The organism is Pseudophaeobacter sp. C1-32P7 (genome assembly GCF_041008775.1).
In the GTDB taxonomy this organism is placed as follows: Bacteria; Pseudomonadota; Alphaproteobacteria; order Rhodobacterales; family Rhodobacteraceae; genus Phycobacter; species Phycobacter gallaeciensis_A.
In genome coordinates this window covers 108963-125799 of the sequence record NZ_JAXGFR010000007.1, presented here as the reverse complement: position 1 = coordinate 125799, position 16837 = coordinate 108963, and the positions used below count along the sequence as shown (strand labels likewise).

General features: G+C 63.8%; 15 protein-coding genes. 7 read left to right on the top strand and 8 right to left on the bottom strand.

Annotated features, from left to right (window positions below; all coding sequences use genetic code 11):
* Positions 1-165: 165 nt before the first annotated feature.
* The 3 genes from SM763_RS12015 to SM763_RS12005 are packed head-to-tail and all read left to right on the top strand — an operon-like array spanning position 166 to position 4457.
* A complete protein-coding gene (locus SM763_RS12015; RefSeq protein ID WP_368998674.1) occupies positions 166-873 on the top strand; it encodes an ABC transporter ATP-binding protein in 708 nt (235 codons plus the stop codon).
* A 4-nt stretch (positions 874-877) separates the two neighbouring features.
* Positions 878-3241, top strand: coding sequence for an ABC transporter permease (locus SM763_RS12010; RefSeq protein WP_368998673.1), 2364 nt, complete (start codon positions 878-880; stop codon positions 3239-3241).
* A 7-nt stretch (positions 3242-3248) separates the two neighbouring features.
* The gene (locus tag SM763_RS12005; protein WP_368998672.1) at positions 3249-4457 is read left to right on the top strand and encodes an efflux RND transporter periplasmic adaptor subunit; all 1209 of its coding nucleotides are present in this window, start codon (positions 3249-3251) and stop codon (positions 4455-4457) included.
* 28 nt (positions 4458-4485) lie between these two features.
* Here the strand turns inward: SM763_RS12005 and SM763_RS12000 are convergent, their stop codons facing one another.
* From SM763_RS12000 to SM763_RS11970, 7 genes are all read right to left on the bottom strand, one after another.
* On the bottom strand, positions 4486-5982 hold the full coding sequence (locus tag SM763_RS12000; protein ID WP_368998671.1) for a class I adenylate-forming enzyme family protein: 1497 nt from the start codon (positions 5980-5982) through the stop codon (positions 4486-4488).
* 49 nt (positions 5983-6031) lie between these two features.
* On the bottom strand, positions 6032-6478 hold the full coding sequence (locus SM763_RS11995; protein WP_368998670.1) for a PaaI family thioesterase: 447 nt from the start codon (positions 6476-6478) through the stop codon (positions 6032-6034).
* A 134-nt stretch (positions 6479-6612) separates the two neighbouring features.
* Positions 6613-7437, bottom strand: a complete 825-nt coding sequence (locus tag SM763_RS11990; RefSeq protein ID WP_368998669.1) for an IclR family transcriptional regulator — start codon at positions 7435-7437, stop codon at positions 6613-6615.
* A 19-nt stretch (positions 7438-7456) separates the two neighbouring features.
* Entirely contained in the window at positions 7457-8797 is a 1341-nt protein-coding gene (locus tag SM763_RS11985; protein ID WP_368998668.1) for a TRAP transporter large permease, read from the bottom strand.
* Complete coding sequence (locus SM763_RS11980; protein WP_274837619.1) at positions 8797-9309, bottom strand: TRAP transporter small permease; 513 nt, start codon at positions 9307-9309, stop codon at positions 8797-8799. The genes SM763_RS11985 and SM763_RS11980 overlap by 1 nt, the downstream gene beginning before the upstream one ends.
* 121 nt (positions 9310-9430) lie before the next feature.
* Positions 9431-10492, bottom strand: coding sequence for a C4-dicarboxylate TRAP transporter substrate-binding protein (locus SM763_RS11975; protein WP_065273719.1), 1062 nt, complete (start codon positions 10490-10492; stop codon positions 9431-9433).
* Between the two features lie 220 nt (positions 10493-10712).
* Complete coding sequence (locus SM763_RS11970; protein ID WP_368998667.1) at positions 10713-11780, bottom strand: AraC family transcriptional regulator; 1068 nt, start codon at positions 11778-11780, stop codon at positions 10713-10715.
* A gap of 182 nt (positions 11781-11962) precedes the next feature.
* On the opposite strand from SM763_RS11970, the gene SM763_RS11965 reads away from it, so the two are divergent.
* Genes SM763_RS11965 through SM763_RS11955 form a run of 3 tightly spaced genes read left to right on the top strand, consistent with a single transcriptional unit; the run spans position 11963 to position 14523 of the window.
* Positions 11963-12739, top strand: coding sequence for an SDR family oxidoreductase (locus tag SM763_RS11965; protein ID WP_368998666.1), 777 nt, complete (start codon positions 11963-11965; stop codon positions 12737-12739).
* Between the two features lie 38 nt (positions 12740-12777).
* Positions 12778-14013 (top strand): styrene monooxygenase/indole monooxygenase family protein, encoded by a 1236-nt coding sequence (locus SM763_RS11960; RefSeq protein WP_368998665.1) that lies wholly within the window; start codon positions 12778-12780, stop codon positions 14011-14013.
* 9 nt (positions 14014-14022) lie between these two features.
* A complete protein-coding gene (locus tag SM763_RS11955; protein WP_274827701.1) occupies positions 14023-14523 on the top strand; it encodes a flavin reductase family protein in 501 nt (166 codons plus the stop codon).
* A gap of 19 nt (positions 14524-14542) precedes the next feature.
* On the opposite strand, the gene SM763_RS11950 is transcribed toward SM763_RS11955, so the two are convergent.
* Positions 14543-15478 carry a 2-hydroxyacid dehydrogenase gene (locus SM763_RS11950; RefSeq protein WP_368998664.1) on the bottom strand — a complete coding sequence of 312 codons (936 nt, stop codon included), beginning with the start codon at positions 15476-15478 and terminating at the stop codon, positions 14543-14545.
* A gap of 123 nt (positions 15479-15601) precedes the next feature.
* Here SM763_RS11950 and SM763_RS11945 point away from each other — a divergent pair, with 123 nt between their 5' ends.
* Positions 15602-16837, top strand: a complete 1236-nt coding sequence (locus SM763_RS11945) for an acyl-CoA dehydrogenase family protein (RefSeq protein WP_368998663.1) — start codon at positions 15602-15604, stop codon at positions 16835-16837.

Below are 16837 nucleotides of genomic sequence, written 5' to 3'. Positions count from 1 at the left end.
GGACGGGCAGAACCCTCCGTCACGTTGCGTGCCTTTTGCAGGGCAAGGGGGGCGTTGTGGCTGTAACGGTAGGGGACCCATCTGCCGGGGCTTTGTATTCGGGGTTGAGCCATGTCAAAGTTCAGGGCGCGCCGTGCCCCTATCGATGGGGGCCAAGAGGTGAACATGCCCGACGTCGTCTTCAGAACCAAGGACCTGACCAAGGTCTATGATACCGGCCAGCAAAAGGTGCATGCGCTGGCGGGGGTCGATCTTGAACTATACGCTGGTGAGCTGGTGGTGCTGCTGGGGCCGTCGGGCAGTGGCAAATCCACGCTGCTGAACATTCTTGGCGGGCTGGATCACGCCACCGACGGCCGCGTCTGGTTCCGCGATCAGGAACTGACCAGCATGGGCGACCGGGGGCTGACCCGGTTCCGGCGCGATCACGTCGGTTTTGTCTTTCAATTCTACAATCTGGTGCCCAGTCTGACCGCCTGGGAAAACGTGCAACTGGTGACGGACGTGGCGCGCGACCCGATGCCGCCCGAAGAGGCGCTGAGAGAGGTCGGTTTGGGCAGCCGCATGGATCACTTCCCGGCGGAAATGTCCGGCGGCGAGCAGCAGCGCGTCGCCATTGCCCGCGCCATCGCCAAACGCCCAGAGATCCTGTTGTGCGATGAACCCACTGGGGCGCTCGACAGCAAGACCGGGGTGCAGGTGCTGGAGGCGCTGCGCCGCATCAACGAGAGCACCGGTACCACCACCGTGGTGATCACCCACAATGCCGCGATCCGGCAGATGGCGCATCGGGTGATCTGGTTCCAGGATGGCAAGATCCGTCTGGTGGAGGAAAACGCCACCCGGCTCGCCCCTGCCGAGATCGAGTGGTAGGGCGATGCAGGCGCTGGATCTCAAACTCTTGCGCAGTTTCCGCCGTCTTTGGGCGCAGGCGCTGGCCATTGCACTGGTGCTGGCCTGCGGGGTTTCGATCCTGCTGATGGCCTTTGGCATGGAGCGGGCTCTGGATGACACCCGCGCCGCCTATTACGAGCGAAACCGCTTCGCCGATGTCTTTGCCCGCGCAACGCGGGTGCCGGATCACGAGATGGGACGGGTGCAGGCCATCGACGGTGTGCGCGCTGCCGAGGCGCGGGTCGAACACTACGCCATCCTCGATCTGCCGGAGAAGGTCGAGACGGTGACGGGGCTGGTACTGTCGCTGCCCGGCAACGGCGGGCCGTTGCTCAACGTGCCACTCCAGCGGAGTGGGCGCCTGCCGGATGCGGATGCCTCGGACGAGGTGGCGATCAATGATCCCTTTGCCCGCGCCAACGGGCTGCGCCCCGGCGACCGGTTCAGCGCCAACCTGAACGGCCAGCGGCGCGACCTGCGGGTGACTGGCACGGTGCTGTCGCCGGAATTCATCTATACTCTGGGGCCCGGTGCGCTGCTGCCGGACAATGAAACCTTTGGCATTATCTGGCTGCCGGAACGGGTGGCCGAAGCGGCCTTTGATATGAAGGGCGCCTTCAACAGCCTGTCGGTCAAGCTCAACCCTGCCGCCCGGCAGGATGAGGTGATCGACCGGATCGACGATATTCTGGCGCCCTATGGCGGGCTTGGCGCGCATGGCCGCGACCTGCAACTGTCGGACCAGTTCATCGACGCCGAGCTGAGCGAGCTGCGCAATACCGCGCTGATCCTGCCGCCGATCTTCTTTGGCATCACCGCCTTTCTGGTCAATATGGTGGTGGGGCGGATCGTGCTGCTGGAGCGCAGTGAGATCGGTCTTCTGAAGGCGCTGGGCTATTCCAACTATGAGGTCTGTCTGCATTATCTGCTGCTGGCCGGGCTGATCGCCTGCCTTGGGGTGCTCATTGGCTGGGCTGCGGGCACCTGGCTGTCGCGGTCGCTGGCGCAGATCTACGCGCAGTTCTTCGAATTTCCCTATCTGATCTTCCACACGCGGCTTGATGCCTATGCGCTGTCCGGGGTGCTGGCGTTGCTGACCGCGGGTCTTGGCGCGGCGCAAAGCGCGCTGCATGTGGCCCGTATGGCGCCCGCGGTGGCGATGTCGCCGCCCGCGCCGCCCCGGTTCAAACGCAACCTTCTGGACCGGATGCTGACCCGGCTGCGTCCCTCGCAGGCGGTGATGATGATCCTGCGCAGTCTGGTGCGCTGGCCGGTGCGCTCGGGGCTTAGCATTCTGGGGCTGTCGCTGGCGGTGTCGGTGCTGGTGGCCTCGGGCTTTTTCCAGGACGCGCTGGACGAGATCATGGAGACCTCTTTCTATCAAGCGAACCGGCAGGATGCGGCGCTGATCTTTACGCCTGAAATCCCGGAAACGGCCCTGCCCGAGGTGGCGAACCTGCCCGGCGTGCTGCAGGCCGAGGGGCAGTTCTATCAGGCGGCGGTGCTGCGCCATGGCCATCTCAGCAAGGATATCTCGATCGAGGCCCGCCGCCCCGGCGCCGACCTGGCCCGCATTCTGGATGGCGACGGCCGGGTGGTGGAGCCGCCTGCAGGTGGCATCCTGCTGTCCGAACGGTTGGCCGGGCAGTTGGAGGCGCGCGCGGGCGATGTGATCGAGGTCGAGTTCAAGGGCGGGCGCAACGAAACGCACATGGTGCGGGTCTCGGGCACGGTGACACAGTATTTCGGCATCGGAGCCTATATGGACCTGGACAGCCTCAGCGCGCTGCTGCGACAGGCGCCGCGGATCACCGTGGCGCATTTGCGGCTGGATCAGAACGCGGTGCCAGAGCTGCACGCGCTGCTGAAGGAAACGCCTTCGCTCAGCGGGCTCAGCATGATGAGCGAGATCCGCCAGTCGTTCCGCGAAACCATCCGTGAGAATGTCATCGTGATGACCACGGTCTATGGCGTGATCGCGGTGCTGATCACGGTGGGGGTGGCCTATAACGGCGCCCGCATCCAGATGTCCGAACGCGCCCGTGAGCTGGCCAGCCTGCGCATCCTGGGCTTCACCCGGGCCGAGGTTTCTTTCATTCTGGTGGGGGAGACCATGCTGCTGGCGCTGCTGGCGCAGCCGGTCGGATGGCTTCTGGGCGCGGGGATTGCAGCGCTTCTGGCACATGGGTCGTCCAGTGACCTCTATTCGATTCCACTGGTCCTGAAACCGGCGGGCTTTGCCACGGCCACCCTTGTGGTGCTGGGGGCGGCGCTGGTGTCGGTGCTGTTGGTGCGGCGGCGTCTGGACCGGCTGGATCTGGTCCAGGTCATGAAAACGCGGGAGTAGAAAGACGATGCTGAGAACACGAACCGTTGTCATGGCCGCAGGGGCGGCGCTGGTTGCCGGAACCTTGGCCTTTGTCGCAATGCGGACCGATCCTGTGGCGGTGGATCTGCACCAGATCGGCACCGGGCCTTTGCAGGTGACGGTCAATGCCGATGGCAAGACCCGCATCCGCGAAATCTATGATGTCGCGGCGCCGATCACCGGCACCGCGCAGCGTGCCCCGGTGCGGGTGGGCGATAGCGTGGTGGCTGGGGAAACCGTGGTGGCTGTGTTGACGCCCGCCGCCGCCAATCTGCTCGATGCGCGCAGCCAGGCCGAGGCCGAGGCTGCCGTGCGCGAGGCCGAAGCAGGACTGGCGGTGGCGCGCAGCAAGATGCGTCAGGCCTCGGAAACGCTGACCCTGTCGGAAAGCGAATTCCGCCGCGCCGATACGCTGGTGCAGCGCGGCGTGGTCTCCCGCACCCGGCTGGAGGAGATCGAACAGAAGTTGCATATCGACCGGGCGGCGATGACGGCGGCAGTGTCGGCGCTGGAGATGGCCAAGGGCACGCTGGATCGCGCCCGCGCCGCGCTGATCGAACCCGGCGCCGCCGAGGCAGGACAGACCTGCTGCCTGACCGTGACCGCGCCGATGTCGGGGCAGGTGCTGACCGTCGATGTGCTGAGCGAACAGACCGTGCTGGCCGGAACCCGGCTGATTTCCATCGGGGACCCCGAGGACCTGGAGATCGTTGCCGATCTTCTGTCCACCGATGCTGTGCGGCTGAAGGAAGGCGACCGGGCCATCGTGGAACGCTGGGGTCGCGATGCGCTGCTGGAGGCGCGGGTGCGGCGCATCGAACCGGCAGCCTATACCAAGGTTTCGGCCCTCGGGATCGAGGAACAGCGGGTCGATGTGATCCTCGACCTGACCTCTGCGCCCGACGACTACGCGGGCATGGGCGATGGCTATGCCGTCTTCCTGCGCATCGTCGAATGGGAAGGCACGGATGTCCTGTCGGTGCCGCTGAGCGCGGTATTCCGTCAGGGCGCAGGTTGGGCGGTCTTTGTCAATGAGGCGGGCATCGCCCGGCGTAAAGCGGTGAGGCTGGGCCGCCGCAACGACCGCAGCGCCGAGGTGTTGGAAGGGCTCTCCTCCGGTGATCAGGTCATCCTGCACCCTTCGGACCTGATCTCGGACGGCAGCGCAATCGCGCCGCGCCCGGATCAGAGTTGAACCATGCTGAGCTGACCGCAGTGGCGGCTCAGTCGAGATCCGCTGCGAAGGTTTCGATCAACTTGTGCTTCAGGATCTTGCCCGTCGGGGCAGCAGGCAGCTGCAGGGTCAGTACCACCCGCGAGGGGCGTTTGTAGCCCGACAGCCGCTCGGCCACATGTGCCTTCAGCGTGGCCTCATCGGTGGCAGCAAGATCGGCCACCTGCACAAAGGCCAGTACCTCTTCATTGCCATCCGCCGCGCGGCCCACCACGGCGCTTTGTACCACGGCGGGGTGATCGTTCAGGGCTGCCTCGACCTCTTGCGGGTAGACGTTGAAGCCTGAGCGGATGATGATTTCCTTGCTGCGCCCGACGATATGCAACCGGCCCTGTTCATCGAACCGGCCGATGTCACCGGTGCTGAGCCAGCCATCCGCGTCGATGGTGGCGCGGGTGGCCTCGGGGTTGCGGTAATAGCCGACCATGACATGCGGGCCACGGGCCTCGATCTCGCCGGTTTCGGCGCCGTCCTTGATGCGGGCCTCGGTGCCGGGCAGGGCGGTGCCAACGCTGGTGTCGGGATCGCCGATCAGATTGGTGGTGGCCGACAAGCCGGCGGTGCATTCGGTCATGCCATAGCCGTTCTGCAGCGCCAGACCGTAAAAGGCCTCGGCGTTGCGTTTCCAGGCCGGGTCCAGCGGCGCCGCCCCGGAGGAGACATAGCGCAGCTTGCTGCCTTCGAGTTTGCTGACGCCCTGTTCGCGGGCGTATTGCATCAGCAGCGCGTGCATCTGGGGCACGGCGGGCAGCACGGTGACGCCATCCAGCAGCGCCTCATAAAGAGCGGCGGGCGTGAAGCGGGCCTGCAGCCGCACCGCAGCCCCGGCGCGAGCCGAGGCGACGATCATCGAGGCCAGACCAAAGACATGGGTGACAGGCAGTCCGCCATAGACCTGATCGCCGGGCTTGATCCCGCGCAGATTGGCCGAGGCCTGCCCGGCAAACAGCAGGTTCGCATGGCTGAGCATCACGCCCTTGGGGTCACCGGTGGTGCCGGTGGTATAAAGCATGACCGCGATCTGCTCCGGCCCGTCCTGAACCGGTTCCGGCGCGCTGGGACCGGCCACGGCAATGGCCACCTGACCGTAAAGTCCATAACGGCTTTGCGCCTCAAGCCGGAGGGCGTGGGCGGCGGCGTCCTTTGACGAGGCGGTGGTCAGGACGATCACGCGCGGGGTGGCATGGGCGGTGACGCGGGTGATTTCATCCGCGCTCATCCGTGCATTGACCGGCACCGCCCAGGCGCCGATCCGGCTGCAGGCAAACAGGAAGGCCACCGTCGCCGCCGCGTTTTCCGACACGATCAGAACCCGGTCCCCCGGCGCCACGCCTTCGGCGCGCAGATCCGCCTCGGCGTCCTTGCTGGCCTGCTGCAATTCGGCATAGCTCAGCGGGCGCCCGTCGAAATCAATGAGAGCCAGCGCCTCGGGAGAGGTCACGGCCCAATGCTCAACGGTTTCGTGGATGCGGGTATAATCGGTCATGAGCTGGGTCCGGGATCAGTGGTGAGTGTTCAGGAGTGGTGCGCGCGGGTCAGTCTTTGGCAGCAGAGCCGCCGTTCAGCCGGTCGGTGGGAACTCGGCGGAACACCCCGTTCGAGGTGGCGATCAGGGTGCCGTCCTCGGCCTCCAGCCGCCCGGCGATGAACAGGGTGCTGCGCCCGCCGCCGGTGATCTGCCCGGTTGCGGTGACCCGTCCGGCATAGGCAGGGGCGATGAACTGGGTGGTCAGAGAGATGGTCAGAAACGGCGCCCGCCCGGTGGGATCGACGCTCATCGAGCCGGTGGCGCCGCTGGCGCTGTCCAGCAGCGTGGTGGCGATGCCGCCGTGCAGAACCCCATGGCGGTTCAGATGGATATCCGTCAGGTCCAGCCAGCAGCGCGCGCCGCCATCGCCTGCACTGTTGCTGACGTCCAGAACATAGCCGATCAGGCGCTGCGGGCCGGTCTCGGCGTGGATGATCAGGTCGTCAGTGGACATCAAAGGCTCCTTGTTCTGCGCTGCTGTGTGGCGCCGGATGCGAGCATCATACGGGCGGGCACAGCCAGTTTTGCGGCACCTTAACAGGGCCGTCAGTCATTTCAATAAACAAAATTCAGTTCCAATATGCGGAACTAGCCGCGCTGAACAAGCGCCGGACTTTTGCCTGTCATCCGCTCTAGCGTACGCACGGCGGCCTGCAGTTTCGGTCCCACTTCGTTCTCCATCCGCTCGAACGTCAGCATCTCGGGGGTGGCGCCGCAGGTAAAGACCACGGGTTCGTCGAATTCATGGCTGCGGAAGGGAACGGAAACCGCATTGACGGTGCTGGCATAGCGCAGCCCGTGCCCGGCGATCACGAAGCCCCGGGCGACCAGCTGCGAATAGGCATCCTCGCGCAGGCTGGCTACGGTGACGTCGGAATCTTCGACCATTTCGCCATAAGTATCTACATAAGAAGCAAATTCCCGGTCCGACTGGGCCGCAAGCTGGGCCTGCCCCGAGGAGGAATGTGTCAGTGGGATACGGTGACCGACCTCCAGCCAGATCGATGACGCCTGATGCGGGCGCCAGGTCTTGGTCAGCAGGATTTTCTGATCGTCCCGCACCCCGATCAGAACCAGGGTGCCGGTTTCATCCGCCAGCGGCTGCATGATGTCGGTGGCGGTATCGACGAAGGACACCGAGGCCGCCGCCACATTGCCAAGGGCCAGCAGCGCCGGGCCGGGGCGGTAGCGGTCGTGCCGGTGCCCGTGCGATAGGTAGCCAAGCGCCTGCAGGGTGAAGGTCAGCCGCGACACGGTGGATTTCGGCAGACCGGTGCGCTCGGACAGTTCCTGATTGCTGAGCCCGTCATCGCTGGGCCTGAAGGCGCGCAGAACACTCATCCCGCGCGCCAGGGTGGTTGCAAACCGGCGATCCGTCGGAGCTTCCTTGGCCATATGTGTCAATCCCGTCATGTTTTTGCTTCAGACCGGATTACATCATCGAGTTCGGTAGAAGCAACGAAATCACGGGAAAGGCCATCAGAAGGATCAGGACGATGACATCAACGGACAGAAACCGTGCGATTCCGGCAAAGATCCGGTCGATTGGCGCGTCCTTGCCCACCACATTGGCGATGACAAAGACATTGAGCCCCACCGGCGGGGTGATCAGGCCGATTTCCAACAGCTTGATGATCACGACGCCGAACCAGATCAGGTCCATCCCATAGGTTTCCACCAGCGGCACCACCAGCGGCAGGGTCAGAACCATGATCCCGATGGGATCAAGGAACATGCCCAGCAACAGGTAGATCAGCGCAATCGACAGCAGCAGCCAGAACACCGACAGTTCGGCCTGGGTCACCACATCGACAATCGCCGGGGCGACGCCAGTCAGCGCCACGAAGGCGACAAAGATCTTGGCCCCTGCCGCGATGAAGAAGATCGACGCGGTCTGCAGGCAGGTCTCGCGGAAGGCTTCCCAGATCGAGGTCAGGGTCAGCTTGCGCTGCAGCACACCAATCAACACCGCAAGGCTGAGACAGACAGCTGCTGCCTCGGTCGCGGTGAAGATGCCGCCGTAGATGCCGCCGATGATGACGATGAACAGCACGAAGGCAGGCCAGGCCAGTGCCGCGGCGCGGAACCGGTCGGCGTAGGAAATTTCGGCCGTGTCCACCGGGGCGGCCGCCGGGTCGCGTTTGACCCAGATAAAGATCACCAAAACGAACCCGGCGAGGGTCAGAAGACCGGGCAGGATGCCAGCTACGAACAGCCGGTTGATCGAGGTTTCGGTGAAGATGCCGTAGATGATGAACAGAACGCTGGGCGGGATCAGGGATCCCAGGGTGCCGCCCGCTGCGACCGATGCGGTGGCCAGGCGGTTGTCATAGCCCATGCGCAGCATTTCCGGCGTGCAGATCCGGCCCATGGTCGAAGCGCAGGCAATCGACGATCCGGTGATGGCGGAAAAGCCGCCGCAGCCCATGACCGAGGCCATGGCAACGCCGCCCGGTACCGCCGACAGCCAGACCCGCGCCGCGTGGTAGATCCGCGTGGTGATATCGGCCTTATAAGCGATATGCCCCAGCGCGATGAACAGCGGTATCATCGACAGATCGTAGGAGTGAATAAGGTCGAAGGAGTTGGAAAACACCATCGAGGTGGTCGCCCGGATGGCGCGTTCCGGCATGAAGGTGCCGGTGCGGAAGGCGAAGATGCAGAAGGTGCCGACGGCCGCCACAGCGGCAAGGGTGAAGCTGATCGGCACCCGCAGCGCCAGCAGGATCAGAACGGCGGCAAAGGCAATCAGCCCAATCGTAGAGGCGTCCATCAGTCCAGTCCCTCGGCATGTGTGTCGGCAAAGCTGTAATCGCCCGCGCGGATGGCGCGGATGTCCTGCACGACCAGCACCAGAAGGCGCAGCCAGCACAGGGAAATCCCGATCAGGAAAATCAGGCGGCCGGGCCATTTCGGCAGTTCCAGATCGCCGTAGAAAAACCCGCCCGAGGTAAAGTTATGGGCAAATTCGCGCCCGCCGGCATAGATCAGCGGCATCAGGGCAAAGAGACCTACGATTGAGCCGAAGACCGCCAGCCAGGCCTGTGCCCGGGGCGGCAGGCGGTTGGCGAGGAATTCGACCGCTACGTGGCTGCGCGCCAGGGTGGCAGCGGCCAGCGGCAGCACGATGGCGGCGACCATCAGTTCGCGCACGATGACGATCGTGTCGGGCAGGGCCACGTTGAAGATGGCCCGCGAAAATACGCTGGCGGTGATCATCAGCCCCAGGGCGATGACGGCTGCCACCGCAAGGTTCAGCAGGAAAGTTTCCAGTGCTTTCAGCATCAGAGCCTCGTGTGGGTCAGGCATTGCAGGAGAAAAAGCGGGGGCGGCAAGAGGCCCGCCCCCGCAGTCGTTGGTCCCGGTGTGGTGTTGCCACCAGTCATGAGGAGGCGGGACCTACGGTTTAGCGGGTCCAGGGATAACCCTTGCTGTCACGCTCTTCGGTGTATTTGGCGATCAGGCCGCGGTATTCTTCCAGGAGGGCCGCACCATCCATGCCGGATGCGTTCATCTGCTCAACCCAGGCGTCGATGTGCTTGGTACCGGCGGCGACCAGCTTGGCACGCTCTTCCTCGGGCAGGGTGAAGACCTCGATACCCTTTTCCTTCATGGTTTCGATGGCAGCATCGTTCGCGGTGGTGATCAGACGACCGAATTCATCCGCCATGCCGCGACCGGCATCCAGCAGGACCTGCTGCTGGTCTTCGGAAAGGCTGTCAAAGACGTCCTTGTTCATTAGGATACCAAGGCCGCCGACCTGACCCCAGTTCAGCAGGGTGTAGTTGTCCATGACTTCCTGCTGTTTCAGGGCGGTGACAGCGTAGGAATAACCTTGCGAGCATTCCAGCAGACCGGTGTCCAGACCCTGGTAGGCCTTGTAGATGCTCATATTGACCATGTTGCCGCCCAGCTCGCCAAAGACCTTGCCATAGGCGCCGGTGCCGCGGATCTTGCGGTCCTTGATGTCTTCTACCGAACGGATCGCATCGCCGGTGCAGCCGATGTGCACGGCGGAGGTGGTGAAGGTGCCGATATAGACGAGGTTCTTCTTGGCCAGATCCTCGGCAATCACCGGGGAAGAGCGCATTAGCTCATCCGTTGCGCGCATGCCAACCCAGGCGTCGGGGTTGTCGAGCGGCAAATCCGCGATGCCATAGGATTGCATTTCCTGCGGATAGTAGACCGCGATCACGGTGCCGAGGTCGGCAACGCCGTCACCGATGGATTGCACGGCGGCATTGGCCTTGAACAGGGCGCCGCCCCATTGCACGTCCACCTTCAGATCGCCGCCCGAGGTCTCGCCAACGGTATCGGCGAACCATTGCAGCGCGGCGGCACGGGCGCCGCGATTCGGGCCGGCCTCGCCGTGGATCAGGGTGGTCTGCGCCGAAGCAACGCCGGCAAAGGCCATCAGCGCAGCGGGCAGCAGGGCGGATTTCAGGCGTGATTTAAACGGGGTATTCATGACGGTCTCCTCCCAGAGATATTCCACTATGTAGAATTAAGTTCCGATATAGGGAAATTCTTGGCTGATCATGGGGAGAAAGGCAACAGGATTCTTGTGTCGATTGGCGCAGGCGGTTGACGCCAGGTCAGTTGCTGCATCGCAGCACTGACGGCGCAGGCGGAGGGCTTCAGCCTCAAACCTGCAGAAATCCAATGGAAAACGGGAAAGGGGTGGAAATTCAGCCGAGAAAGTCGCGGTCGCGGGCGTTCTTCAGCGTTTCCTGTGGGGTACACCCATAGCGTGTCTTGTAGTATTGTGAGAACCGCTCGAGATGGGTCATGCCCCAGCGTTCGGCCACTTCGGTGACGCTGGCCTCGCGCCGCCCCTGCAGCAGATCCTCGTGTGCCCGCTGCAGACGGATGTCACGCAGATAGGCCATGGGCGCCATCGACAGGAAGCGTTTGAACCCCAGTTGCAGATTGCGGGCGCTGACACCGGCATAGGCGGCGATCTCGTCGATATCCAGCGGGCGGTCGAGGTTGGCCAGCATATAGGCCTGCGCCCGGCGCACATGGCCGGGAATGACCGAAGAGGTCACCCGCCGCAGCTGGCCGGAATAGTTGTGCCGGTGCGCCTCCAGCAGGCCGGTCATCACCGTGTTTTCCATGTAATGCGTCAGCAGCGGGCTGGGATTTGCCGAAACGGCGGACGGGGCAGGGAATGGGGCGCTGGGGGGCAGGGCAGGATCCCGCGCCTGTTCCGCATCTGCCACCAGAAGATGCACCAAGCGCAGCAGCCGGGTCCCGGCGGGGCTGGTCAGATCCAGCGCCCCTTCGAATGCGATGGGCTGATCGGTGGTGAGGCCGAGATTGGCATTGGCGTGGGCGGTCAGCGCCCGGCGGCTGATCTGCAACAGCAGCTGTTTGCAGCCTTCCTCCCAGATCATCGTGGTTTCCCGGTGTGGGTTCAGCACCGCCGCCCGCCCCGCATCGCTGGTATAGCGATCGGTGCCATTGACGATGGCGGCGCTGCCGCTGACCGGGATCTGCACCAGATAGAACTGATCCAGACATCCCGGTGCGATCTGCGTCTTGGCGCCATATTCGATGTAGTTCAGCGACACGCGCTCCCCTGGCACATGGTGATGCCGCGCCTGGAATGGCGCCTTGCCGATGGTATTGAGCTGATGCGGACAGAAAATGCGGCCGACGGCCTCCCGGGCCTCGTCCAGATCGTGGGTGCGGAACCGCGCAAACCGCGCAAGCGGTACTGCCGGTTCCCGGAATGTCTCCTGCGGGCCTGGCATCTGTCGTCCTGTTGAACCTGCCCCTGCATAGCACGGGTTCCGCCATTCCACCTAGGGCGACGCAGATTTCTTCGTTTTTTGGATAATGGCTGCGCCTATCGGATAGCCGGAGACCGATGCGGCGGGAAACCTGTCTTTCACAACTGCACAAGAACCACAACAGCACGACAGGGATATGACAGATGAAGGGACTGGACGGCAAGGTTGCCATCATTCCAGGCGGCGCCACCAAGATCGGCGCAGCCATCGCACAGGCGTTTCGCGCCGCGGGCACAAAGGTAATGATCGCCGACATCAATGAAGAGGCAGGTCAGGCGCTGGTCGCGGATGGCATCGCCTTTTGCAAGACCAACCTGCGCGAGGATGATGGCATCGCGGCGCTGGTCGCGGCCACCAAGAAAGAATTCGGGCGCATCGACTTTCTGGTCAACGTGACCTGTTCCTACCTCGACAACGGCGCGGAATCGACCCGGGCGGAGTGGCTGGAAAGCCTTGATGTGAACATCGTCGGCTCGGTCATGCTGATGCAGGCCGCGCGCGAAGAACTGGCCAAGAACCGCGGCGCCATTGTCAATTTCGGCTCGATCTCGGCGCGCGTCGCGCAAAAGGGTCGCTGGCTCTATCCGGTCTCCAAGGCGGCAATCCTGCAGCTGACGCGCAACCAGGCGATGGATCTGGCGCCCGATGGCATCCGCGTCAACGCGGTCAGCCCCGGCTGGACCTGGTCCAACATCATGGATGAGCTGACCGGCGGCGACCGGGAGAAAACCGACAGCGTGGCCAAGCCGTTCCACCTGCTGGGGCGCACCGGCAACCCCGAGGAAGTCGCCAATTCGGTGCTGTTCCTCTGCTCGGATGAGGCGGGCTTCATCACCGGCACCGATATCCGCGTCGACGGGGGCTATACCGCGATGGGGCCGGAACGCGACGAAGAAGCCATCGCCCAGCTGATGGCCTGAGCCTGCGCACAAAAACAAACCGACAGGGAGTAACAACCATGAGAAAGATCACCATCATCGGTGGCGGCCAGTCCGGACTGCAACTGGGGCTTGGTCTGTTGAAACAGGGCTACAAGGTCCGCATCGTGCAGAACCGCACCGCCGAAGACATCAAGACCGGCCGCGTCATGTCCAGCCAGTGCATGTTCGGCGAATCGGTACAGAACGAGCGCGATCTCGGTATCGATTTCTGGACCGAGGACCAGTGCCCCCCGGTCGAAGGCATTTCCTTTGCCGTGCCGCACCCCGAAGAGGCAGGCGCCAAGGCAATCGATTGGACCGGGCGGCTGGACCGCTTTGCCTATTCGGTGGACCAGCGGGGCAAGATCCCGGTCTGGCTGGAGGAGTTCGAACGCCTCGGCGGCCAGCTGGTCATCAAGGAAGCCGGCATCAGCGATCTGGAGCTTTATGCGCGTGAAGACGATCTAGTGCTGGTCGCCTCGGGTAAGGGCGACGTGGGTCGGCTGTTCGAACGCGACGCGGAAAAATCCCCCTATGACAAGCCGATGCGCGCGCTGGCGCTGACCTATGTCACCGGCATGACCCCGCGCCCCGATCATTCGGCGGTCTGTTTCAACCTGATCCCGGGCGTTGGCGAATATTTCGTCTTCCCGGCGCTGACCACCACCGGCCCTTGCGAGATCATGGTGTTTGAAGGCGTGCCGGGTGGTCCGATGGATTGCTGGGGCGACGTGAAATCCCCCGAGCAGCATCTGGCGAAATCCAAGGAAATCCTGTCGACCTTCCTGCCCTGGGAGGCCGAGCGGTGCACCAATATCGAGCTGACCGACGACAACGGCATCCTCGCGGGCCGCTTCCCGCCGACGGTGCGCAAACCGGTGGCGACGCTGCCCTCGGGCGCCAAGGTGCTGGGCATCGGCGATGCGGTCTGCCTCAACGATCCGATCACCGGGCAGGGCTCCAACAACGCCTCCAAGGCGGCCAAGGTCTATATGGACCGGATCCTCGCGCGGGATGATCTGCCCTTTGACGAGGCCTGGATGCAGGGCACCTTCAACGCCTATTGGGACTATGCGCAATGGGTGGTGAACTGGACCAACATGATGCTGCTGCCGCCGCCGCCGCATGTGCTCAATATCATGGGCACCGCCTGCGCCGAGCCGCGTCTGGCCAACCGGATCACCAACGGGTTCGACGATCCGCGCGACTTCTTCCCGTGGTTTGCCGATCCGCAGGCGGCAGAGGCCTATCTGTCGCAATTGCAGGCGGCCTGAGGCATGGGCATGAGCGTCGATCCAGCCAGCTTCCGTTCGGCGATGGCGCGGTTCCCGGGGGCGGTGACGGTGATCACCGCCCTGTCGGGGCCAGATGCGGGCCGGGAACGTCGGGGCATCACCGCCACCGCCGTTTGTTCGGTTTCGGCCGAGCCGCCCAGCCTTCTGGTCTGCGTCAACCGCGCCACCGGCACTGGCGCCGCGATCCGGGACACCGGGCGGTTCAATGTCAACTTGCTGGCCAAACCCGATGGCCTGCTGGCCTTGCAATTCGCGGGGCAGGGCGGGGTCACCGGCGAAGAGAAATTCGCCGAGGGCGATTGGCAGGAGGACTCCCGCGGCCTGCCACGCCTTGCCTCTGCGCTATTGTGTTTTTCCTGCGAGGTACGCGAAGCGACCGAGGCGGGCAGCCATACGGTATTCATCGGTGAGATCACCGATATCGCCCACGGCGATGGCGAGCCGCTGCTGTATGAACGGTCGGGGTTCCAGTGCCTCGCCCCGATCTGAAGACCGGTTTCCGGGCGCGTCAGTAACCGCGCGCCCGGTCCACCTCGTGCAGCAGCGCCTGACCGGTGCCAAGGCGGCGCAGGTTCTCCACCACATCCCCCAGTGCATCCCCCAGATGCCAGCCCGACACATGCGGGGTGATGGTCACACGCGGGTGGCGCCACAGCGGATCATCTTGGGGCAGGGGTTCCGTGCACAGGACATCCAGCACCGCATGACCGGGCGTGCCGCGATCCAGCGCTGCGATCAGGGCGGCCTCGTCGATCAGATCGCCGCGCCCGGCATTGATCAGCACCGCGCCGGGCTTCATCGCCGCCAGCAGTTCCGCATCCATCAGCCCGCGCGTATCGGCGGTCGAGGGCAGGATGGCGCAGACATAATCGCATTGGCCCAGCATCTGCGGCAGTGCCTCCGCGCCGTGGTGACAGGTGATGCCTTCAATCTCCTTGGGGGAGCGGCTCCAGCCGTGAACCTGAAAGCCAAGGCTCGCCATCAGCCGTGCGGTCAACCCGCCGATATGGCCGAGGCCAAGAACGCCGACCGTTGTCACATGGGTGCGTTTCGGGGCCACCGAATCCCATTCAGCCCGGGCCTGCGCCGCCGCGTGATGCAGGAGATTGCGCTGTTCGCGCAAAATATAGGCGAGGCAGTATTCCGCGATTTCGCGCGCGGGTTCTTCCGGCTTCAGCCGTGCCACGCGCACATGCGGCGCCACGGTGGGGTGATTGACGATGGTTTCGACCCCGGCGCCCAGTTTCTGCACCAGTTGCAGATTGGGCAGCTGTGCGGCGATGTCGGTTTTCAGCGAAGAAACGGCCAGCATGGTGATCTCATCCAGGTTGCCAGGGTTTGAGGCCGGGCGGATATCCGCGCCGGGGCTGAGCGCGCGCAGCTCTTCTGCCAGCTCTTCTTCGGTGAACCAGCCGCCATGTCCGATGCTGATAAGTAGTGCCATTCGCTCTGTTTCCTTCCGTTACTTCCGTACCGTCAGCCTGTTACGTTCCGTCACAGTGCTGGACAGCGTTCGCGCGACTAAGCCATGATTTCAGCCAAAGCGAAAGGCGCAGGGAGGAAGGTCATGGATATGAATTTTGGGATGCGGGACGAGAACCGCAAGCTGCTGGATCGGGTCGCAGCGATGGTGCGTGATGAGATCATGCCGCTGGAGGCCGAATACCAGGCCGAGATCGGCAAGGGCGACCGCTGGACCTATACAGAGCGTCAGGCAGAGATCCTTGAAGGGCTGAAGGCCAAGGCGAAAGCTGCCGGTCTGTGGAACTTCTGGCTGACCGACAGCGACCGTGGCTTTGGCCTCACCACAGTGGAATATGCCCACTTTGCCGAGGAAATGGGCAAGACCCCGCTGGGCTCCGAAGTGTTCAACTGTTCGGCGCCCGATACCGGCAATATGGAAGTTTTCGAGCGCTACGGCACCGAAAAGATGAAGAAGGAATGGCTGGCGCCGCTGCTGGAAGGCGAAATCCGCTCCGCCTACCTGATGACCGAGCCGGAAGTTGCATCTTCCGATGCCACCAATATCGACATGTCCTGCGTACGCGATGGCGATGATTATGTCCTGAATGGTGAAAAATACTGGGCCTCGGGTGCGGGCGATCCGCGCTGCAAGGTCTATATCGTAATGGTGCGCACCGGCGGTGATGATCTGCCCAAGCACGGGCGCCATTCGATGATCGTGGTGCCTGCCGATGCGCCGGGCATCGAGATCCTGCGCCCGATGGAGGTCTTTGGCCACGACGATGCGCCCCATGGCCACATGCATCTGCGCTTCACCAATGTGCGCGTTCCGGCCGAGAACCTGCTGGTTGGCGAAGGACGCGGCTTCGAGATCTCCCAGGGGCGTCTTGGGCCGGGCCGTATCCACCATTGCATGCGCTCGATTGGTCAGGCCGAGTCGGCGCTGGAGCTGATGTGCCGCCGCTCGCTCGAGAAAGAAGCCTTTGGCAAGAAGCTGGCGCAGCTGGGGGCCAACTACGATATCATCGCAGAATGCCGCATGGAGATCGAGATGGCGCGGCTTTTGTGTCTCAAGGCCGCATGGATGATGGATCAGGGCGATGCGCGCGCCGCCGCGCCGCATATCTCGCAGATCAAGGTGGTTGCCCCCCGGGTTGCGCTGAAGGTGCTGGACGAGGCGATGCAGATGCACGGCGGTCAGGGCATTTCTCAGGACACACCGCTGGCCATGGGCTGGACCTGGCAGCGGGCGCTACGCTTTGCCGATGGGCCGGATGCGGTGCACCGCCGTCAGGTGGCGCGGACCGAGCTGAAGAAATACACGCAGGAAAAGGTCTGA